Source organism: Vibrio sp. 10N.286.52.F8 (assembly GCF_041468745.1).
Classification (GTDB): Bacteria; Pseudomonadota; Gammaproteobacteria; order Enterobacterales; family Vibrionaceae; genus Vibrio; species Vibrio crassostreae_C.
In genome coordinates this window covers 43,756-65,386 of record NZ_JBFRJF010000016.1, presented here as the reverse complement: position 1 = coordinate 65,386, position 21,631 = coordinate 43,756, and the positions used below count along the sequence as shown (strand labels likewise).

At 44.9% G+C, this 21,631-nt stretch carries 16 protein-coding genes; 6 read left to right on the top strand and 10 right to left on the bottom strand.

Annotated features, from left to right (window positions below; all coding sequences use genetic code 11):
• Positions 1-161: 161 nt before the first annotated feature.
• The 6 genes from AB4133_RS10180 to prmB all read right to left on the bottom strand — a co-directional run bounded on the left by AB4133_RS10180 (position 162) and on the right by prmB (position 7,688).
• A complete protein-coding gene (locus AB4133_RS10180; protein WP_017066147.1) occupies positions 162-1,409 on the bottom strand; it encodes an ABC transporter substrate-binding protein in 1,248 nt (415 codons plus the stop codon).
• Between the two features lie 111 nt (positions 1,410-1,520).
• Complete coding sequence (locus AB4133_RS10175; RefSeq protein ID WP_372224349.1) at positions 1,521-2,966, bottom strand: ATP-binding protein; 1,446 nt, start codon at positions 2,964-2,966, stop codon at positions 1,521-1,523.
• Positions 2,967-2,979: 13 nt separating this feature from the next.
• On the bottom strand, positions 2,980-3,708 hold the full coding sequence (locus AB4133_RS10170; protein WP_372224348.1) for a response regulator: 729 nt from the start codon (positions 3,706-3,708) through the stop codon (positions 2,980-2,982).
• A gap of 159 nt (positions 3,709-3,867) precedes the next feature.
• Positions 3,868-5,325, bottom strand: coding sequence for a protein adenylyltransferase SelO (locus AB4133_RS10165; RefSeq protein ID WP_372224346.1), 1,458 nt, complete (start codon positions 5,323-5,325; stop codon positions 3,868-3,870).
• A gap of 535 nt (positions 5,326-5,860) precedes the next feature.
• Complete coding sequence (locus AB4133_RS10160) at positions 5,861-6,502, bottom strand: LysE family translocator (RefSeq protein ID WP_372224344.1); 642 nt, start codon at positions 6,500-6,502, stop codon at positions 5,861-5,863.
• Positions 6,503-6,755: 253 nt separating this feature from the next.
• Positions 6,756-7,688: a 50S ribosomal protein L3 N(5)-glutamine methyltransferase gene (gene prmB / locus AB4133_RS10155; RefSeq protein ID WP_017060640.1), complete on the bottom strand. Its 933-nt coding sequence runs from the start codon at positions 7,686-7,688 to the stop codon at positions 6,756-6,758.
• 62 nt (positions 7,689-7,750) lie between these two features.
• Here prmB and smrB point away from each other — a divergent pair, with 62 nt between their 5' ends.
• The gene (gene smrB / locus AB4133_RS10150) at positions 7,751-8,281 is read left to right on the top strand and encodes an endonuclease SmrB (protein WP_372224342.1); all 531 of its coding nucleotides are present in this window, start codon (positions 7,751-7,753) and stop codon (positions 8,279-8,281) included.
• Between the two features lie 111 nt (positions 8,282-8,392).
• On the opposite strand, the gene sixA is transcribed toward smrB, so the two are convergent.
• The gene (gene sixA, locus AB4133_RS10145) at positions 8,393-8,857 is read right to left on the bottom strand and encodes a phosphohistidine phosphatase SixA (protein WP_017064097.1); all 465 of its coding nucleotides are present in this window, start codon (positions 8,855-8,857) and stop codon (positions 8,393-8,395) included.
• Between the two features lie 305 nt (positions 8,858-9,162).
• On the opposite strand from sixA, the gene AB4133_RS10140 reads away from it, so the two are divergent.
• Entirely contained in the window at positions 9,163-11,940 is a 2,778-nt protein-coding gene (locus tag AB4133_RS10140; RefSeq protein WP_102320194.1) for an insulinase family protein, read from the top strand.
• 303 nt (positions 11,941-12,243) lie between these two features.
• Here the strand turns inward: AB4133_RS10140 and fadJ are convergent, their stop codons facing one another.
• Together fadJ and fadI are read right to left on the bottom strand one after the other, a co-directional pair.
• Entirely contained in the window at positions 12,244-14,460 is a 2,217-nt protein-coding gene (gene fadJ, locus AB4133_RS10135; RefSeq protein ID WP_372224341.1) for a fatty acid oxidation complex subunit alpha FadJ, read from the bottom strand.
• Positions 14,460-15,767 carry an acetyl-CoA C-acyltransferase FadI gene (fadI, locus tag AB4133_RS10130; RefSeq protein ID WP_371721004.1) on the bottom strand — a complete coding sequence of 436 codons (1,308 nt, stop codon included), beginning with the start codon at positions 15,765-15,767 and terminating at the stop codon, positions 14,460-14,462. The genes fadJ and fadI overlap by 1 nt, the downstream gene beginning before the upstream one ends.
• Before the next feature lie 552 nt (positions 15,768-16,319).
• On the opposite strand from fadI, the gene AB4133_RS10125 reads away from it, so the two are divergent.
• From AB4133_RS10125 to AB4133_RS10110, 4 genes are all read left to right on the top strand, one after another.
• Positions 16,320-16,868 (top strand): sigma-70 family RNA polymerase sigma factor, encoded by a 549-nt coding sequence (locus tag AB4133_RS10125; RefSeq protein ID WP_017060646.1) that lies wholly within the window; start codon positions 16,320-16,322, stop codon positions 16,866-16,868.
• Entirely contained in the window at positions 16,861-17,589 is a 729-nt protein-coding gene (locus AB4133_RS10120) for a DUF3379 domain-containing protein (protein WP_017060647.1), read from the top strand. Before AB4133_RS10125 ends, AB4133_RS10120 begins: the two co-directional genes overlap by 8 nt.
• A gap of 297 nt (positions 17,590-17,886) precedes the next feature.
• Entirely contained in the window at positions 17,887-19,149 is a 1,263-nt protein-coding gene (locus AB4133_RS10115) for an outer membrane protein transport protein (RefSeq protein WP_102320197.1), read from the top strand.
• 296 nt (positions 19,150-19,445) lie between these two features.
• On the top strand, positions 19,446-20,750 hold the full coding sequence (locus tag AB4133_RS10110; protein WP_372113795.1) for an outer membrane protein transport protein: 1,305 nt from the start codon (positions 19,446-19,448) through the stop codon (positions 20,748-20,750).
• Positions 20,751-20,841: 91 nt separating this feature from the next.
• On the opposite strand, the gene AB4133_RS10105 is transcribed toward AB4133_RS10110, so the two are convergent.
• Positions 20,842-21,627 (bottom strand): VacJ family lipoprotein, encoded by a 786-nt coding sequence (locus AB4133_RS10105; protein WP_017060650.1) that lies wholly within the window; start codon positions 21,625-21,627, stop codon positions 20,842-20,844.
• Positions 21,628-21,631 lie beyond the last annotated feature (4 nt).

The window sequence follows — 21,631 nt, the reverse complement described above, 5'->3', positions numbered from 1 at the left end:
TCGAGCCAATGGCTTACCTTTCGGCACCACATCAGCATCACGCATATCAGAATTGGGAGTGAAGAGTAGATAGGCTCCCTACGAGCCTACCCACCCTGGGGGTTTGGTAAAGCAACACAACCCGTCACTCACGTGCGTTGTGTGTCGCTTATCAAGTTATATTAGATAGCCGCTTTCACAGCTTTCGCTAACTTAGCCGCCGCTTGTTTTGGATCGGCATCTTTTTCGTTGAAGAAGTTGGTTACCACGTCGTAAATCGCGCCTTGAGCGTAGCTTGTTGTCGCTAGGCCGTGAGCCATACTCGGAACAAGATCGCCAGATTTCGCACTCGCTTTGAAGGTTGCCATTGAATCCAACGCACATTGGTCGAACTTAGACATGTCCATATCTAGACGTACAGGGATAGAACCCTTGTTAAGGTTGAAGACTTCTTGGAAATCTTTGGTAAGAATGGTTTTCGCTAGGTCTTGCTGCGCTTTTTGGTTCTCTTTGTCACTCAGCTCAAAGAACGCAAAGCTATCGATGTTGAAAGTGAATTGGCCATCAGTGCCCGGTGCTGGTGCACAGATGTAATCTTTACCCGGTACTTTGCCTGCCGCAGTAAATTCACCTTTCGCCCAGTCACCCATGATCTGCATTGCCGCTTCGCCATTGATAACCATCGAAGTTGCTACGTTCCAATCACGACCCGGAGAGTTGCTGTCGATGTAATCACGCATCTTTTTGAACTTGGTGAATACTTCCACCATTTTGTCACCAGACAACACGTCCATATCCAGGTCAACGAACGCTTTGTTGTAGTCTTCACTGCCTAGCACATCAAGTGCCACCGCTTCGAATACCGTCGCGTCTTGCCAAGGTTGACCACCGTGAGCCAGTGGAATGAAGCCAGCCGCTTTAATCTTGTCTGCGGCAACAAAGAACTCATCTAACGTAGTTGGAACCGTCACGCCTGATTTTTCTAAAACAACAGGGTTCGCCCAAAGCCAGTTAACACGGTGAACGTTGACAGGAACTGCGACATATTCGCCATCCCACTTCATCACTTTAGTGACCACTTCTGGCAGTAGCTCATCCCATTTTTCTTGTTTCGCAGTTGCATCGAGAGACGTTAGAAAACCTAAACCACCCCACTCTTGAATATCATGACCTTTAATCTGCGCCGCAGATGGAGGATTGCCCGACACTGCTCGAGTTTTCAAAACAGTCATCGCACTTTCACCGCCGCCACCAGCAACAGCGAAATCTTTCCAAGTATGGCCTTGTTCTTCAATCATCTCTTTCAGTACAGCTGCGGATTTCGCTTCGCCACCGGCAGTCCACCAGTGAAGCACTTCCACTTCACCAGCTTGAGAAAATGTTGAGGCAGCAAGAAGAGATAGAGTAAGTAGGGTTTTATTGATTTTCATTATTATCTTCCATGTTTTAGCGGACTCGACGTCCGGTTCAATACAGAGTCTACTTATTCTGATTTGTAAGATTGAAACAAAAGGTAAGCTCAATGTAACACAATTGTTACATTAAACTTCTAGGCCGCGTGGAATATAGACTTTAGCTTCTAAGCCGCCTTGAGGGGAGTTACGAATAATGAGATCTCCGCCGTGTCCGTGTAGGATGTTTCGACAGATTCCAAGCCCTAAACCGTGTCCTTGGTCGTCAGTGGCGAGCCTGAAGTAAGGTTCAAACACCAACTCTAACTTGTCTTCAGGAATACCTTTTCCGTGATCTTGAATAGTCACGATAACCCACACCGAATCACTGTTAATATCGACTTCAGCTGATGTCCCATATTTCACAGCGTTGTCGATAAGATTGGTCAGCACACGTTTAATGGCTAATGGTTTGGCGACTAACGGGTCAACCACAATGGGCTCAAACTCAACCAAGGTTTGATGTTGGTTGTGCAGTTCAATCACGGAGAGCATCATCTCATTGAGGTCGATAATGGCGTTGTTTTCGTGAAGGTCGGTATCTCTTACCGCTTGTAAAGCGCCCTTAACCATCATCTCAAGCTCATCGAGATCTTTGTTGAATTTGTCTTTCTTTACTTCACTCTCCAACAACTCTGCACGCAATCTAAGTCGTGTTATTGGTGTCTTTAAGTCATGGGAGATTGCCGAGAAAAGGTGCTCACGGTCGGCAACATAGCGACGAATTCGTTGCTGCATGCGATTGAAGGCTCGGGTCGCCGTCACCAGCTCCGTTGCTCCTTCTTCATTAAGTGGTGGCTGCTGAATATCCATACTCATCTCATTGGCCGCTCTTGCTAATTTTTTAAGAGGGCGTACTTGCCGACGAATCATCAAGTAAGTCAAAACCAAAAGAATGAGGGTCGAGGAAACTAAGAAGATCACCTGTTCTCTGCCGAGAATCGTATCGTCGAGTTTGACGTAAGGCGCAGGCAACAACGCGGCGATATACACCCATTCATGACTGGCTAATTCTATCTGAACAACCAGAATAGGAGGGTTAAGAGGTTCTAAGGTTAAAGTATGATGTGCCCACGATCGTGGGAGATCGCTCAAGTAGATGTCATTTTTAAGCAAACGAAGATGTTCAGGGCGAGAGAAATCAACCCGCACTGATTCGACTTTATTGAGCTTGCTACTCAAAACACTTTCTATCGCTTCAATCGAGGCGGTTTTTAAACGGGTATCAGGGATCGGTTCGACAATCAACGCCTCTTTATTGAAAGAAACGAAGAAGCGCGTCCCGCCCATGTTACGAATTTGGTCTAACACGATATGGCGATATTTGACGGGCAGAGACTGGAAGAAAGTCACTGTTGAGGCAAACATGTTCGCCATGCTCGAAGAAGCAGAACGAATACCTTCTAGTTCTTTTTGTTTGGATTCGCTATACCAAATCGACGTTGCAATGCCTTGTGCGATGACGACGGCTAGCAAGGTCAAAAGCAAGGTTCGAGCAACCAAGGAATTTGGCTTTAAACTTCTCAACCACTTCATACGGACTTCTTACTCAGTGCTCATAATGCACAGGTACAGCCAATATATAGCCGTTGCCACGCATGGTTTTGATGTAGTGCGGATATTTAGCGCTATCACCCAGTCGGCTTCGCAAACGACTTAATTGAACATCAATGCCACGCTCAAAAGGCAGTGCTTCACGTCCTCTGGTCGCAAAAGAGATGGTGTCTCGGTCTAACACCTCATTGGGGCGAGTAAGGAACAGCATTAACAGTGAGAAATCACTGCCCGACAAATCCATCTCTTCGGCGCTTTCATTGTGTGAGATTCGGTGCGCAAGTGTATCGAGAGTCCAATCACCAAAGATGATCTGTTTAGGCAATGCATCACTTGGCTTGTCGTCAACCACTTGAACACGGCGTAACAGAGCTTTAATGCGAGCCATTAATTGGCGCGGACTGAACGGTTTGGCAATGTAATCATCTGCACCAATTTCCAAACCAATGATCTGGTCGGTTTCATCCGATACCGCAGTCAGCATAATGATAGGCACATTAGAATTTTTACGAACGCGCTGACACAAGGTAAAACCATCGTCACCAGGAAGCATCACGTCTAGAAGTATCAGGTCAGGATAACCTTGGCTTTGCAGATGAGTTTCTAGTTCAACACCATCTCCCACAGAAGAAACATCGAAACCAGATTTTGTGAGGTACTCTTCCAGCAGCTCGCGGATTTCTTGATCATCATCCACCACGAGAATTCGAGTATTTGTTGGCATCGCCCAAACCTATTAAATTTACAACTTATTCACATAGTGTATAGGCTGGCCGATTGTTTGATTATTGACATGTTTGTAAAGTTAGAAGAACAAACAGATAAAGATCACAACTTAGTGACCTCTATCTGAATCTTTAGGGCTTAATCCGCTATTGGTTGGTTATGAAGAGCAGCTGATCTCCATGGCTTTACCCCACTCAGGAGGTAGAGCCGCAAGGTATTCATAATCCGGGTGTTCCGCATAAGGGTCTGCCAGTACCACCATCAAAGCGTCAATATCGCTGCTATCACCGCGCTCTGCTTTGTCTATCGCTAGCTGAGCTAGGTAGTTTCTGAGGATGTATTTCGGGTTTACCTGTCTCATATTTTCGCAGCGCTCGACCACTGAGCTATCTTCCAATTCGCAGCGTTGTAAGTAGTTATCTACCCACAGTTTTGCTGCCTCTCGATCAATTATCAGATCAATCACTTCTTGTGGCGACAAGGTGTCTAGGTTCGATAGCGTTCTAAAGAACCTTGGGTAGTCGACTTTGTTTTGCGACATCAGCTCGAACATAGATTCAAACAAACGACTGTCGCCTTCTTGTTTCGAAAGTAGCCCCAACTTACGACGCATCATCTGACTAAAGTAACCGTTCATTTGCGGTTCGTACTGCTCTAAAGCCGCCTCTAAGTCGGCCTTATCCACCAGCGGAGAAAGTGAGTGAGCCAGTGCCGACAGGTTCCAAAGCCCTATTCTTGGCTGCTGGTTAAAAGCATAACGACCTTGGTAATCCGAGTGATTACAGATCAATCTTGGGTCATATTCATCAAGAAACGCGAACGGACCATAATCGAAAGTTTGCCCGATGATCGACATGTTATCGGTGTTCATCACGCCATGAGCAAAACCATTCGCTTGCCACAACGCAATCATCTCCGCGGTACGGTCAACAACCTGATTAAACATAGCAGCGTAGGGTTTCTCTTCATCGAGACACTCAGGGAAGTGCCATTCAATGACTTTATCGGCCAGCAACTTATGCTCAGCCAACTGATTGGTATAAAACAGATGTTCAAAGTGACCGAAACGGATGTGTGATTCGGCAGCACGCACCAACAATGCGCCCCACTCTTGCTTCTCTCGATATACCGGTGTGTCGCTAGTCATCATAGCCAACGCGCGAGTGGTTGGGATATTGAGCCCTGCCATCGCTTCGCTACATAAGTACTCACGAACGGTTGATCGAATAACAGCGCGTCCATCGCCCATACGTGAATAGGGCGTTTTACCGGCACCTTTAAGGTGTAAATCGAACGTTTCGCCACTTTTCGCGACAATTTGAGCTAATAACAGCCCTCTTCCATCACCTAAATCCGGGTTATAAGAACCAAACTGGTGGCCTGCGTATTTCATTGCTACAGGCGAAAACTGCTCAGGTTCAACATTGCCAGATAACGTTTCAAGCAATTCCTCGGAAGCATCATCAAATGACAAAAAACCGAGTTCATCCGCAAGCTTATGGTTCCATGCGAGCCATTGGACATTGCTGAGCGGTGTAGGTTGAATTGGGGTATAGAACAGTCGAGGTAATGCAGTAAATCGATTGTTAAATGAAATAGAATCCCAGACAGACATGAGAGATACACTGTAGATAAAAGATAACTTAAGATTATCACAGTTTCGTAACAACTTCAGAAGTGCGATGGCGCTTGTTTATAGAGGTAAGGTGATAAACCATTCCACAAGAAGAAAGTGGTGACTAGGAGTAAATTACTGGGGGATGCTTGCTAGAAGAAGATGACTAAGAAAAAGTTAAGTGGCTAGCCTGATGAGAAAAGCCACATTTATAAGAGAAAGAGTTCTGACTTTGAAGACTTTTTAACAAGTGATTTCATAATAAAAACTAAAACTATAGAGCCATGAAGCTGACTACATTAGAGCAAGAATACCCACTAGAGAAAGGGTAGAGAAAATCCAAGTACGACTGATTACGCCAAAGTTACTGTGTTGAATCATTTCTTGATGCTGCATATGTCTCTCCTTGAGAACGTGATGGTGTAACTACAATATATCGGCTTTTCGCCAAAAGCAGCAAGCACATTAATATTAACCTTTTATGACAGCATCAAGAATATTCTGTAACCATTCACCTCTCTGATAAAACAGAAAGTTATGCTCGACTGGTCGTCGAAAGCAGTGCGCCAGCCCCAATAAAGACACCTCCAGTGACACGATTAAAGACCTTGGCTCGACCTTTCGCAAACAACCAATTTGACGACTTCGCCCCCAAGTAGGCATACACCAATAACCAAGACAATTCCATCACTGCGAAGGTAAAAGCAAACACGGTAAACTGTGGTAATAGCGCAATTGAGGGATCAATAAACTGTGGGAAAAGTGCGGTAAAAAATAGAATCGCTTTCGGGTTACTCGCGCCAACAATAAAACCACTTAAGTAGTGTTGCACCGCGCTTTCTTTAACAGGTTGAGAATCGGTTTGTTGACTGGATAGATTGTCGTAATCTTGCTGGTTAGAGCGTAAAGACTTCCAGCCAAGGTAGATAAGATACGCAGCGCCTGTCCATTTAATGACATTAAACACCACTTCTGATGAAGCAATGATCACCCCTAAACCGGTGAACGATAACGTTAAGATTCCGGTGATCGCCGTTAAGCTACCCAGCGCAGTAAATATTGATAATTTAAAACCCGACTGCACACCTTTGGTCATGCACAATAAAGAACTTGGGCCCGGCGATGCCGTTAATATCAGTACTGCCAACAAATAATAAATCCATGTATCAAAGCTCATCGTGAATCCTCCTTAACTCACTAAAACGACTAAATATTAAACACCAATATGTAATAAGCCCTCATATTAATCAACTAAATATTGCGCTTAACGTCTTCGATATAAATGCAAACATCTTTAATCTAGGCAATAAAAAACGCCATGCATTGCTGCATGGCGTTTAAATAAAAACGTTTCAAATCGAACGTCTTACTAGATGTCAGGTTCTAAGCTTACAGCCCTAAGATAGGGGCACTAACCTAATAATTGAAACCTAGTCTTTGTAGATAGAGAACTCATCAGCGCAAGCAACAAGCTGCTCACGAGTGATCATGAATACGCCATGACCACCGTTAGAGAATTCAATCCAAGTGAATGGAATCTCTGGGTACTGATCCATCATATGAACCATTGAGTTACCAACTTCACAGATAAGAATACCGTCGTCAGTTAGGTAGTCTGGTGCATTAGCTAAGATGCGACGAACCAATTTCAGACCGTCTGTACCCGCTGCTAGGCCAAGTTCTGGCTCGTGAGTAAACTCATCTGGCAGGCTGTTCATATCTTCTTCGTCCACGTAAGGTGGGTTAGATACGATCAGGTTGTATTTCTCTTTTGGCAAATCACGGAAAAGATCTGAACGGATTGGGAACACTTGCTGCTCCATGCCGTGATCTTGAACGTTCTGCTCTGCAACTTGCAATGCGTCAGTAGAGATATCAATCGCATCTACTTCAGCGTCTGGGAATGCGTGAGCACAAGCAATAGCGATACAACCACTACCCGTACACATATCCATGATGCGAGTTGGCTCTTCAGTTAACCAAGGTTGGAATTGAGCTTCGATCAGCTCACCAATTGGAGAACGAGGCACAAGAACGCGCTCATCAACGAAGAACTCAAGACCACAGAACCAAGCTTTGTTGGTTAGGTAAGCCGTTGGTGTACGATCATTAATACGCTTGATTACGCGCTCAACAATACGTAGACGTTCGCTGCTCGTTAGACGAGAGTTCATCACATGCGAAGGAACATCAATCGGCAGATAAAGAGTAGGTAAGATAAGTTGTACTGCCTCATCCCACGCGTTATCAGTGCCGTGACCATAAAATAGGCCCGCTGCGTTAAAGCGGCTAACAGTCCAACGAATCACATCTTGAAGCGTGTGTAGTTCTGATACCGCTTCTTCTACAAAAATCTTATCCAAAATTGTCTCCGAAAAGCGCTACAATACTGCTAATTACGTTTCTAATTAGAATTCATAACCTGATGAGCAAAAAAGACACCGACTTCGATGACGATTTCGCCCTGTTCAACGATGCAGTAAAGGGCGTTAAAAAGTTGCAACAGGATACCATAGTCCAGCAGCCAAAAAGAAATGCCAAGCAAAAAGAAATTACTCGAACGACAAGACAAGCCAGTGATAGCGAGTTTTATTTCTCGGATGAGTTCATTCCGCATCTTAGCGAAGACGGTCCGACGCGTTATGCGCGTGATGATGTCTCTAAATATGAGGTCAAGCGCCTCCGTCGTGGTGTCTACGTGCCTGACGTGTATCTCGATATGCATGGTATGACTCAACAAGAAGCCAAACGTGAGCTTGGCGCGATGATTGTGCACTGCGTGAAAGAGAGCGTGGCGTGTGCCTGTGTTCAACACGGTATCGGTAAACACATCCTTAAACAGAAGGTGCCTTTGTGGTTAGCACAGCACCCAGACGTGATGGCTTTCCACCAAGCGCCGTTAGAGTTTGGCGGCAATGGCGCGCTGTTAGTCTTGCTTTCGGTTCCTGAGAAGTAATTCTGGTTAACAAACTCTCTCTCACCAAAAAACAACAAAGGGCATCCCAATCATATTGAGATGCCCTTTCTAATTGTCTGCAACTTTGTCATCAAACAGAGCTCAACGAGCTTATGGATTGATGTTCCAAAGCAACTCACCTTTTTGTGTCTCAAGGTTGAAGTCGATACACGCTAGGCCCGAAGTGGGAAACATAGGCGGCGCCATGCCTGTTGCAAACTCTGCAGTTAGGTAGCCAACTAGAGGTAAATGAGAAACAAATAAAATGGTCTCTAGTTTTTCTACTTCAGCCATTGCTAAGGTCAAATCAAACACATCGTCGGACATTCCATAAGGCGTAATATCATCACAGGTTTCTACTTTCTTTCCAGAAAACGCCTGAGAGATCTCTAACCACGTTTCTTGTGCCCTTAAATATGGGCTCACCAGCACTTTATCGAATTGACTAATCCCCTGCTCATTTGCAGCTTGTGCCACGGCAAGAGAAGCCATTTTCCCGCGCTTGGTCAACGCTCTTTCTGCATCCGAGTTGGCAAAATGTTCTGCTTCACCGTGGCGCATAATGAATATTTTCATGTTCAATCCTGTCTTCGTAACATGTCGAAAGTCGATATATCCCATATATCAGCGAAACGCTACTTAGGTTTGGCTCTCAATCCAGAGAAACCGCAGTCAATATAAATAATTATATCAAGTCACTTGCCAAAGAGTTCGACTTTCTTAACAATCTTGTTAAAAGAAAATAAATTACTGATAAAAATCGATAAAAGTGATTTAGAAATCGCCAAAAAGCACTTCATATCCCAAAATATGATCACAAGGTTTGCACGCCGAATCATCGGGTACATAATTTAAAAACCACCTTCTCTGGAGATGCTCCTGTGCACTTAAGCCCAAATGATGAACATCAATACCGCTACATAACCTTAAATAACGGGTTACGTGTACTGTTAGTTCAGGATCAAAATGCTCAAAAAGCAGCAGCCGCATTAGCCGTCAATGTGGGGCATTTTGATGACCCTACAGACCGAGAGGGTTTAGCTCACTACTTAGAGCATATGCTATTTTTGGGAACTGAAAAGTATCCAAAGGTCGGAGAGTTCCAAAGTTTTATCAGCCAGCATGGCGGTAGCAACAACGCTTGGACAGGAACAGAGCACACCTGCTTCTTTTTTGATGTTGAATTGAATGCCTTTGAAACCGCACTCGATCGCTTCAGCCAATTTTTTACCGCTCCCCTTTTCAACGAAGAAGCGTTAGACAAAGAACGCCAAGCCGTTGACTCCGAATACAAGATGAAACTCAACGACGACTCACGACGCTTGTACCAAGTTACCAAAGAACTGGTGAATCACAATCACCCATTCTCGAAGTTTTCTGTCGGTAATATCGATACGTTGGGTGACAGAAACGGCGAGACGATTCGACAAGAGATCTTGGCTTTCCACCAGCAACAATACTCTGCTGACTTGATGACACTGACACTGTCTGGCAATCAGTCGTTAGATGAGATGCAAAGCTGGGTTGAGGATCGCTTTAGCTCAATCACCAATCACAACCTACAAGGCAAAAAGGTTGAAGTTCCGATTGTCGGCGAGTTAAGTACGGGTGTACAAGTCCGCGTTGAGCCGATTAAAGAAGTGCGCAAACTGATCTTAACCTTCCCGATGCCAAGCATGGACGAACACTACGGCGTTAAGCCTTTGTCGTTCTTTGCCCACCTTTTAGGTTACGAAGGTGAAGGCAGTTTGATGATGCAACTCAAAGAGAAAGGCTGGATAACATCTCTCTCTGCAGGTGGTGGCGCGAGTGGCAGTAACTACCGTGATTTCACAGTCAGTTGCTCATTGACCATAGAAGGTTTAACCAAAACCGATAACATCATCCAAGCGATATTTCAGTACATCAAGTTAGTCGAACAACAAGGCATAGAAGAGTGGCGCTACCTAGAAAAACGCGCCGTTTTAGAGTCTGCTTTCCGCTTTCAAGAGCCAGCAAGACCGCTTGATGTCGTCAGCCACCTCGTCATCAACATGCAGCACTACCAAGAGCAAGATGTGGTGTATGGCGATTACAAAATGTCGCATTTCGATGACGAATTACAGCGTTCTTTGCTGCCTTACTTAACCGTAGACAACATGCGAGCGACCATTGTTGCTCAGGGATTCGAGTATGACAGGGAAGCGAAGTGGTACTTTACTCCCTACTCGGTCACACCTTTTAGCGCTGAACAAGTTCAATGCTTTACGTGCATTAACCCCGGTTGGCAGTTTGAACTCCCAAGCAAAAACCCGTTTATTTGCTACGATCTAGACCCGACTGAACTCGAAGGTGACGCTAAGTTCCCACAACTGTTAGAAGAGCTCGATGGCTTTAAGCTATGGCATCTGCAAGACCATCAATTCCGGGTGCCAAAAGGTGTGGTGTATGTTGCTATCGATAGCCCGCACTCAGTCGCTAGCCCAAGAAATATCGTTAAAACACGCTTGTGTGTAGAAATGTTCTTAGACTCACTCGAAAAAGATACGTATCAGGCTGAAATCGCCGGAATGGGCTACAACATGTACACCCATCAGGGCGGTGTAACGCTCACTCTGTCCGGGTTTAGCGAGAAACAGCCACAACTGCTCAATATGATTCTTGAACGTTTCCAAGCACGCGACTTTAGTCCAACACGCTTCGAAACCATCAAGCATCAATTGCTCAGAAACTGGAACAACGCGTCGCAAGATCGCCCTATTTCGCAGTTGTTTAATGCAATGACTGGGATACTTCAACCAAATAACCCGCCTTATTCCGTGTTAATTGAAGCCCTAGAAACGATAGAGGTCGATGAGCTCTCCTCTTTTGTTCAAGCAATCTTGGCGGAACTTCATGTTGAGATGTTTGTGTATGGCGACTGGAAAAAAGCCGATGCACACAAGATGGCTGAAACGCTAAAAGATGCACTGCGTGTTCAAGATCAGGCTTACGAAGAATCACTGCGTCCGCTCATCATGCTCGGTGAAAACGGCAGCTTCCAACGTGAAGTGGTGTGTAACCAAGATGATTCAGCAATTGTGGTTTATTACCAATGCCCTGATATTTCACCTAAAAATATCGCGCTGTATTCATTGGCAAACCATTTGATGTCGGCCACTTTCTTCCATGAGATACGAACCAAGCAGCAGCTAGGTTACATGGTCGGTACTGGCAATATGCCGCTCAACCGACACCCTGGTATTGTGTTGTATGTGCAATCACCGAATGCCGCCCCTGCTGACTTGTTAGCTTCAATAGATGAGTTCCTCAATGCCTTTTACATGGTGCTGTTGGAGCTTAACGACTATCAATGGCACAGCAGTAAGCGCGGTCTCTGGAATCAGATTTCGGCACCAGATACGACTTTGCGAGGGCGAGCTCAGCGCTTATGGGTTGCGATAGGCAATAAGGATGTTGAGTTCAACCAGAGAGAGCGCGTATTGGAAGACCTTAAGGGGTTAACTCGCTCAGACATGATGCGTTTTGTGGTTAGCCAGCTAAAACCACGCACGGCAAATCGCCTGATTATGCATGCTCACGGTAATGCTCATAATGAGGAAGAGAAGCTGTCAGCAGGTGTTGAAATTGGCTCTATTGATGAGTTTCAGTTACGCCCGAAAGATACTGAGCTAGGCTGATAAAGTTGGAATGAAAATCATAAGGTTGATGTGAAAGCATCAACCTTTTTTATTGGATGCAGTCCAAAAGCAGATCTCCTATTACGCTCCTTCGTCGCTTTAGGAGATGACGGTAGTTTTGATTGACGTGTGTTTGACCACCTTTCTAATCAACGCAATAACTTACTTTTTATCTCTCAATCATCATTCCCGAGAAGGAGGAACGACTGAGTCGGGAATCTCATTCCTTTCACACTCGTTCATAAAACAGAAAAGCCCGCATCAATTGCTTGATACGGGCTTCTTAATCAATGAGTTAGAGAGTTACTTGTAGAAAGACTCACCCAATCCAGCACGTGTCAGTAGGCCATCACATGGCGCGAAACGATCACCGTACTTCTTAGCGAAATCGTTCATCATCTCAACCAGTGACTTAATGCCGATTTGATCCATATAACGGAACGGACCACCTAGGAATGGCGGGAAACCGATACCGAAAATCGCACCGATATCACCATCACGAGGGCTGCGGATAATGCCGTCGTCTAGACAACGAACCGCTTCGTTTAGCATAGGTAACACACAGCGCATCGCGATATCGTTATCGCTCAACTTAGGATCTGGTTGCAGCTTAAGCAGCTTGTAAACTGACTTATCCACTTCCTTCTTCTTGCCTTTGTAAGTGTAGAAACCTTTACCACTCTTGCGGCCTTTACGATTGTCATTCAAAAGAATATCGAACACATCAGGACCTTGGAAACGATCGCCAAGCTCATTCACTAAAATCGGAATGATCTTCGCACCGATATCAACACCCACCTCATCTAATAAAGTGATAGGACCAACCGGGAAACCGAAGTCCAATAACGTGCTGTCGAGCTTTTCAATCGGCTCGTTCGCTAGCAGTAAATGCGCTGCTTCGTTCATGTACGGAGCAAGAATACGGTTCACATAAAAACCAGCCGTGTCTTTCACAACAATCGGCGTTTTACCTTGCTTCTTCGCTAATGCAACAACCGTAGAAATCGTCTCTTCTGACGTAGTTTCATGAGGGATAACTTCTACTAGCGGCATTTTTTCGGCTGGGCTGAAGTAGTGAAGACCGACCACGTTTTCTGGTCGCTGCGCCTTCTCCGCAATCTTATGGATCGGCAATGAAGACGTATTCGTCGCGAAAATAGTCTCTGGCTTGGCATTGGCTTCGATGTCCGCAACCATTGACTGCTTAAGGTCGAGGTCTTCAAATACCGCTTCAATCACCACATCGGTGTGATTAAAGCTCGTAAAGTCGATACCACCAGACAGTTGAAGCATCTTACTTTCAAGGCCCGCTCGGCTCAGAATGCGACGCTTACGCTGCTTATCGAACAACTTGAAGTTGTAGTTAAGCGCGTTCAGTACACCTTCATTTGATACGTCTTTAATGCGTACAGGCACTTTCGCCTTAGCAACACTGACATGGCTGATGCCTGCGCCCATAAGACCACCGCCTAGCACACCAACACGCTTAACCGCTTTGGGTTCTGCGTCTGCGCCGTGTTCTTTTTTCATTTCCGTGGTTGCAAAGAAAATCGAACGAAGGGCTTTAGACTCTGAAGTCATAACCAGTTCTGAGAAACGCTTCGCTTCATACTGAAGACCTTTATCAAAGCCGTTCTCAAGGCCATAACGAATCACGTCTAAAATCGCATCCGCTGCTGGGTAATTGCCGCGTGTTTTCTGATTGGTCTTCTTAGAAGCTTGTTCAAAAATCACTTTACGACCAAGGCCGTTACGTGAAATCAGCTTTTCTTTGGTCGACGCTTGGCTTTTCGACGCAAGGCGCTTACCTTTTTTACTGCCCGTATTCTTTTCAACAAAGCTTTTAGCGACTTCAAGCAGGATAGTTTCAGGCACACAAGCATCGACAACACCGAGCGATTTCGCTTTCTTAGCGCGCAGTTGCTTACCCGTAAGGATTAGGTCAAGAGATGGCAGCAAACCAATAAGGCGAGGTAGACGCTGTGTACCGCCAGAGCCTGGTAACAGACCTAACTGTACTTCTGGCAGACCAACGCGAGTCTTATCTGAATCGGTACATACACGGTAATCACACGCCAGTGCAAGCTCTAAACCACCACCTAAACATGGGCCGTGAATCGCTGCGACTACTGGGTACGGTAGTTCAGAAAGCGTTTGGAACATCTCCTGCCCTTGGCGAGCCAGAGACTGTGCTTCGTCAGCCGTTATACACGCATCAAGCATTCTTACATCAGCACCAGCGATAAAGTTATCTGGCTTAAGAGAATGAACGATTAGGCCCTTAACTCGGCTTTGCTTTTCTTTGAGTTGCTCGAAGATGGCTTTCATTTCTTCAGCAAAAGCCGCTTGCAGCGTGTTCATTTTCTCGTTTGGTACATCAATCGCTAACCAAGCAATATCTTGCTCATCGATATTGAGAGTAAATGCTGTCGCTTTCTTTTTGGTTGATTCAGTCGCAGAGGTTGAATCTGGTTGAGCGACTGTTTCTTTTTCTGTTGTTGCATCAAGAGTCGTAGACATTATTCTACCTCCAAGATCATTGCTGCACCTAAACCACCAGCCGCACAAGCTGTGTTCAATGCCAAGCCGCCACCGCGACGTTTCAGTTCACGTAATGTTTGAGTCATCATGCGCGCGCCAGTCGCTGCAAACGGATGTCCGTAAGCAATCGAGCTACCCAGCACGTTGAACTTCTCCATATCAATCTCACCGATCGCTTTGTCGCGGCCAAGATTCTTCTGTGCAAACTCATCGCTCGCGAACATTTTAACGTTAGCCAAAACTTGGGCAGCGAATGCTTCATGCATCTCGATCAGTGTAAGGTCTGACAACTCTAAACCGGTGTTCTTTAATACTTGTGAGGTCGCGTAAGTCGGGCCCATCAACATATCTGTTTCAACACCAATCGCTGAGAACGCATAACCACGAATATAACCAAGCACTTCTAAGCCTAGTTCTTTCGCTTTACCTTCGCGCATCAACATCACTGCTGCACCGCCATCAGTCAGTGGCGTAGCATTGGCTGCCGTTACACTGCCGTACTTTCTATCAAAAGCAGGACGTAGCTTGGCGTATCCTTCAACCGTTGAGTCGTGGCGAATGTTGTTGTCTTCCGCTAGATACTTTTTGTAAGGCGCCGGGAATGCAGTCATCACTTCGTCTTTAATCTTGCCTTCTTTCCATGCCTGAGAAGCCAAAGAGTGAGAACGGTGAGCAAGTGCGTCTTGAGCTTCGCGAGTAATACCATGCGTCTTAGCCATTTGCTCAGCCGTTTGTCCCATGGATAAACCGGTCGAGTACTCTGCAACTGCAGGTGGTACTGGCATCAAATCTTTTACGGAAAGCGTTTTAAGAATCTTCAGCTTTTGACCCATAGTTTTCGTTTTACTCAGCGCTAATAGATTTGCCGCTAACTTTTTCGAAACACCGATAGGCAATACAGAAGAAGAGTCCGCACCGCCTGCAATACCGACATCAATCGTGCCAGCCATAATGCTTTCGGTCACGTTAACTGCCGCTTGGAAGCTGGTCGCACATGCTCGTGTGACACTGTAGGCATCGGTATTGATGTTCATGCCTGTGCCCAACACGATTTCACGCGCAATGTTCGGCGCTTCTGGCATTTGCACTACTTGGCCGAACACAACTTGTTCGATAAGCGCAGGATCGACATCCGTTCTTGCAAGCATTTCACTCACAACCATTTTGCCTAAGTCGACCGCAGGCACTTGGCTAAATTCTGTGCTCTGACGAGCGAATGGGGTTCGTAATCCAGCGACAACGGCAACACGTTCTCCAGAACGCGTTTTGACTTCCTGTTTGCCCATGGTTTCTCCTTAAAGTTAAGAGGTCTGACCTGAAGCATTGTAAAGAAGTTGTTAATTAAATCAAACGAGCGTTTAAATAAACGTGATACGAGTATCTCACTGTTTGAAAATATAACTGCGCATTCAGGCGAACCTTTTTGGGGGAAAGGTTGCCGTAAGAGACTAAACTATTGTAAGCAAAGACTGTTATCGCTGTGTAGGGAATGGTTTTCTTGAGGCAAAAAAAAACCACACAAAGCTGTGTGGTCGGAATGTATATAAAGCAATTAACTTAGCGCCAATTGAAATAATCAGTTTCCTGATTAGGAGAAAGTAAAGTCAGCCTTCAAAAGGAAGTGTCGTCTTGCTCAACATGCTAGCCACGAATGACTAACTAGACGACAAGGTGTACTATAACGAGTTCGAGGCCTTAGATTTTGAAGTAGATCAATTTTAATGTGATTTTACGATTTCCTGCCGATCGTTAGCTCTAAAAATATAAAAACGAAGCACAACGTATAGAGGACAGCTATACGCAGAGCAATTATGGAGGCTCGTGTGTCAATAATAAAAATGTTTGGAAAGAAAACAGCCAAGCGTCCGGTCAACTCTGATATGGACAAACAAAGAAAATACGAAGCACTTGTGCGCGCCTATCATCGTGACCTCTTTCGCTACGCCTATTGGTTATGCAAAGACAAAAGCATTGCCGAAGACTTAGTTCAAGAAACTTGCCTTCGTGCATGGAAGTCACTCGATAGCCTTCAAGATGAAAAAGCCGCCAAATCTTGGCTGATTACCATCTTGAGACGCGAGAACGCTCGACGTTTTGAACGCAAACAGTTTGATCTGGTTGATATCGACGATCACGGTAACGATGCTAGTGTCAGTGATGACCCGCACCATCAGCATCAGTGGTTGCAAGCCCAGATCATGAAACTTGAAATTGATTACCGTGAACCTCTCTTCTTGCAAGTGATTGGTGGTTTTAGTGGTGATGAGATTGCCGATATTCTCGATCTCAACAAAAACACGGTGATGACACGTTTATTCAGAGCTCGAAATCAGTTGAAAGAGCTGTTGGATACAGAAGAGGCAGAGAGGGGGCAACATAATGGATGATTTGGAATTTCGTCGTCGTGTATTGTCGGAACCTAAACAACGTACACAAGATATTGTTGATGCGACCGCGAATAGCGAAGCCAATAGTAACTTCTTAGACGATGTACTAGCGCTTGATAAACAGATCCACTCTGCGATGAATGTGGATGTGCCAGACGATCTTGCTGATCGTATTCTGTTCAATCAGACCTCAAGCGAAGAAAGCAAAGTAGTAAGGCCAACGTTTGCGAGACGAGCAATGGCAATGGCCGCCTCAGTAGCATTCGTTGCAGGTTTATTAGTTGGCCAAGTGAATTGGGGAAATGCATTCGTTTCACCTGCGCAAGCTAGTTTAGTTGATACAGCGATGAAGCATGTTGTTGATGAGAAGAGCTTTGTTAGTAGCATCGATGAACAGGTTACATCGCAGCAGATCAACGCAAAAATGAACCCATTTGCTTTTCAGTTTGATGACGCTTTCCCTTACCATGTTTATTACCTAAACCACTGTGGCTTTGGTAAATCCAACGCAGTACATATGGTCTTCCAAGGCGCAAAAGGCAAAGTAACACTGTTTTTAACCGGTATTCCAACAGACAAACCTATCGATTTTGATGAAAAAGGCATGTCCGGCTCGGTAACACCCGTAGATGGCAGCAGCTTAATCCTTGTGGGTGAAAATGGTGAGGATGTTTCCAAAATCGCCGAAAAGCTGACAAAAATGATCAAACCAATGAGCTGATTCGCTCTCAAAGCCCCGTCACAAAAGGCCCAGCAATTATATTACTGATATTGCTGGGCTTTATTTATAAATAAACCACAAAACCATTCACACCACCAATACCTCTAGAGTTAAAACTCTAAAAAACAGCATTTCACACCATTTTCGTGCCAGATAGGCGTCATTTCCATAATTTTCCACTCAAAATTCCCAATGGTCGGATTTGTATATCGTATACTTGCGAATAGGATCAGCCACCATTGAGCAATTGCTCAAATTAATCGCCCTGTAGAGGCGGATATATAAAGGAATAAATGAATGACTACCAACAACACGCGTCTGTTTAAAAAGTCTCTTTTAGCAGTAACAATTACACTGGCGTCTTCGCAAGCGATGGCAGCAGGTTTCCAACTTAACGCACAATCAGCTACCGGTATCGGCCGTGCTTTCGCTGGTGATGCAGTAATCGCAGATAACGCGTCAGTAATGGCACGTAACCCTGCGGCAATGGCACTGTTTGACAAAACTGAACTATCTCTTGGTTTTGAAAGCATCACTTCTATGATTGAAGTCAAGGATGCTACTTACACAGGCTTCATGGGCGGTAATTCTAGCAATGCTGACTATGACGATGCTGGCGATACTTCGATTGCACCAAACATTCATCTAATCGTTCCAGTAAATGATAAATTTGCATGGGGTGTAAATGCTTATTCTAACTTCGGTACAAAAACTGAATTCAGCGATAGCTATGTGGGTGGTGAATACGGCGGCCTAACAGATGTAAAAAGTGTTAACTTTGGTTTAGCTGGTTCATACCGTCTAAACAAACAGTGGAGCTTTGGTGCAGGCCTTGACCTTATTTACGGTAAAGGCGAACTGAAACGAACAATGAGCTCGGAAGTTAATACTCCGCCAATCCCAGGCTTGCCACAAGCAGGTCAAACAGTTCTTGATGCTGAAGCGGATGGTTGGGCTGTGGGCTTTAACCTTGGTACTGTTTTCGAGTTAAATGAAAATAACCGTTTTGGTTTGGCTTACCACTACTCTCCGAAACTTGAAGCTGAAGGCGATATCAGCTACCAAGGCACTGAATATAAAGATGATACCCTTCATATGCCTCTACCTGATATGGTCGAGTTCTCTGGTTTCCACAAGATTGAAGATACTAAATTCGCAGTTCATTACTCAGTGCAATGGATTGGTTGGAGCTCATTTGACAAGCTAGAAGCAGACAAAGCAGGTGTTCTAAACAATTACGAATGGCAGAATGGTATGCACTACTCTCTAGGTGGTACATATTACATGAATCGCGATTGGACACTTCGTGCCGGCTACATGTATGACACAAGTGCACAAGATGAAGTCACTTCAGTTTCAGTTCCAGATTCAGATCGCCAATGGTTCTCAGCTGGTTTCACATACCACATCAACGAAGCGTCAAACGTAGACTTTGGTTTCACATACTTAATGGGCGACGATGTTAAAGTTAATGAATCAACTTCTGTTGTTTCGTCAATTTCAGCAACAACTCGTGCAGATGCAATCCTAATGGGTCTACAGTACAGCCGTAGCTTCTAATATAAGCTAATAAGTAATCCCCAAAGGGTCGCATTATGCGACCCTTTTTTATTACCTAAACCACTGACCCACATCAATTTAAGCTTACAACTGTAGCCTGCAAGGTCAATATATGACTACAAGTGTACGCTCAAACTTCGCAACACAGCCGAAACATTTAGATTATTTCTCTAATAATTAAACACATTTACTCATTAAATCCCTAAAACACTGTTTTATTCGAATTTCATTTTTAAAGTAATGACTCTAAACGTAGAATCACGCCACTAAATACTTATGATTCAGCGAACATAATAATGAAAATGAATAAGACTCTTCTATCTGCTGCAGTGGCAGTTGGACTACTTTCGACTTCTACCGTCACTCACGCGGCAGGTTTTCAACTAGCAGAATACTCAGCAACAGGCCTTGGCCGCGCATACGCTGGTGAAGCTGCAATGGCTGACGGCGCAGACGCACAATGGCGTAACCCTGCCATGCTGACTTACCTAGAAGGTACTCAGGTTTCTGTTGGTGCTATCTATGTTGACCCTAACATCGATATCGACGGTACTTCTACGTCCATGATGGGACAATCTACTTCGTCAAATTCTAGCGATTTTGCGCACAGTGCAGTAATCCCAAACTTTTATGTTTCTCATAAGTACAACGACAAGTTCGCATTAGGCTTTGCTGCTGGCACTAACTACGGTATGGAAACAGACCTAGGTAAAGACTTTGGTGGCGCAAACCACGGTAACGAAGCAAGTGTTACTACGATGGAGCTAAACCTAAACGCGGCTTACCAAGTACTTGAAAGCGTATCTATTGGTGGTGGTATTCGTTACATCATGGCTGAAGGTAGCTTTGGAGCGGTATCTACAGTTAACTCTCTAGTTCCTATGCCTCAAGGTACAGCTTTAAAATACATGGAAGGTGATGACACAGCGTGGGGCTGGCAAGTTGGTACCGCTTGGCAGATCAATGAAAACAACCGCCTTGGTTTTACCTACAAGTCAGAAGTAGACCTAACGCTTGAAGGCCACGCAAATGGTGTCGCTTTTGATGCTGTTGCTGGCGCTTTAGGTACTCCTGTGAAGTCAAAATATAACGGCTCAATGCAACTTGCATTGCCAGCTACCGCCGAGCTAGCAAGCTTCCATCAACTATCAGATAAGGTCGCTGTACATGCGAGCGTTAACTGGACTAACTGGAGCAGCTTTAAAGAACTAGTAGCTGACATCCCTGAATTCGGTCCTGCTCGAACTCAAGATATCAAGCAAGAGAACTGGGAAGATAACTACCGCTTTGCTCTTGGTACTACTTACCAAATGACGCCTAAGTTAGCTCTACGCTCTGGTATCGCATACGATACTTCAGCGGTAAGCGATGAGCACCGTACGGCAACGATCCCAGAAACAGACCGCACTTGGTTAAGCATTGGTGCTGGATATCAATGGTCTGAGCAACTAACTCTAGATGCTGGCTTCACTTACATTCTAGCTAAAGACGCAAAAATGGTTGAAGATGACGCAAGTTCTGCACCATTTGGTGGTGACTTCGAAGGTGAAGTAACAGGTAGCATCTGGCTAGTAGGTATCCAAGCTAACTACCGCTTCTAATCTACCTCCCTAAAAGTAGAAAGCATTAAAAAGGCTCGATGTTATTTTCAACATCGAGCCTTTCTTTTATCAGTTATTCAAAATCTTATATCTAGTAATCTTCTAGGTATCCGTCAATGAAATCTTCTTCTTCAAGATCGACTTCTTCCGGTTCGATTTCGGCTTTAAAGTCACGACGTTGAATGTAAACTTCACGAGTCAGAGCATATGGATCTGGCGAGTCATCCAACAGAGCTTCTTGAGAAACTAACTGAGCACGAGTTTCCATGCCTTCGAATGCCCACTTTCCTAAGCTAGCCCAGAAGTTCAAGAAAGACAGAGGCACATACATACCATCAACGGTTTCAGTCACTTCGCGCGTTGTTACTGGGCCATAACCCGGTACCATGAAGTACGGACCATTTCCTACCCCGTAATGACCAATCGCATCAGAGAACGACTTATCATCGTACTTGGTGATCCCAGCTTCGCTAGCAATATCGATTAAGCCTAACAAACCAATCGTTGAGTTAATCCAAAAACGATTGAAATGGTCGAGTGCTTTTTCACCATTGCCCATAATAAGGTTATTCACCATGCTTGATGGTTCGTCTAAGTTGGCTAGGAAATTGGAGATACCAGAACGCACTGGCACAGGGGTGTAGTCAACATAAGCGAGGGAAACAGGGCGAACTAAGTAAGGATCTAGATATTCGTAGTTGATATCCCACATCGCTCGGTTGAAGCCTTCAAAAGGATCATTCGGGTGGAACTCTTCGACGTATTCAGAGGTTTCGAGGTTATCATCGTTAACACTTTCGTCCGGCGCACTTGAACACCCAACCGTTAAGCTTGCGATAAAAAGTAAACTCGAGAGTCTTAAAACACTGACAGACATATCA

Coding starts and splice junctions, on each gene's coding strand:
- smrB (WP_372224342.1), top strand. CDS start 7,751: ATGAGCAAAAAAGACACCGACTTCGATGACGATTTCGCCCTGTTCAAC.
- AB4133_RS10120 (WP_017060647.1), top strand. CDS start 16,861: ATGGATGATTTGGAATTTCGTCGTCGTGTATTGTCGGAACCTAAACAA.
- sixA (WP_017064097.1), bottom strand. CDS start 8,857: ATGAAAATATTCATTATGCGCCACGGTGAAGCAGAACATTTTGCCAAC.
- AB4133_RS10165 (WP_372224346.1), bottom strand. CDS start 5,325: ATGTCTGTCTGGGATTCTATTTCATTTAACAATCGATTTACTGCATTA.
- AB4133_RS10160 (WP_372224344.1), bottom strand. CDS start 6,502: ATGAGCTTTGATACATGGATTTATTATTTGTTGGCAGTACTGATATTA.
- AB4133_RS10170 (WP_372224348.1), bottom strand. CDS start 3,708: ATGCCAACAAATACTCGAATTCTCGTGGTGGATGATGATCAAGAAATC.
- fadI (WP_371721004.1), bottom strand. CDS start 15,767: ATGGGCAAACAGGAAGTCAAAACGCGTTCTGGAGAACGTGTTGCCGTT.
- AB4133_RS10115 (WP_102320197.1), top strand. CDS start 17,887: ATGACTACCAACAACACGCGTCTGTTTAAAAAGTCTCTTTTAGCAGTA.
- AB4133_RS10180 (WP_017066147.1), bottom strand. CDS start 1,409: ATGAAAATCAATAAAACCCTACTTACTCTATCTCTTCTTGCTGCCTCA.
- fadJ (WP_372224341.1), bottom strand. CDS start 14,460: ATGTCTACGACTCTTGATGCAACAACAGAAAAAGAAACAGTCGCTCAA.
- AB4133_RS10105 (WP_017060650.1), bottom strand. CDS start 21,627: ATGTCTGTCAGTGTTTTAAGACTCTCGAGTTTACTTTTTATCGCAAGC.
- AB4133_RS10110 (WP_372113795.1), top strand. CDS start 19,446: ATGAAAATGAATAAGACTCTTCTATCTGCTGCAGTGGCAGTTGGACTA.
- AB4133_RS10125 (WP_017060646.1), top strand. CDS start 16,320: ATGTTTGGAAAGAAAACAGCCAAGCGTCCGGTCAACTCTGATATGGAC.
- AB4133_RS10175 (WP_372224349.1), bottom strand. CDS start 2,966: ATGAAGTGGTTGAGAAGTTTAAAGCCAAATTCCTTGGTTGCTCGAACC.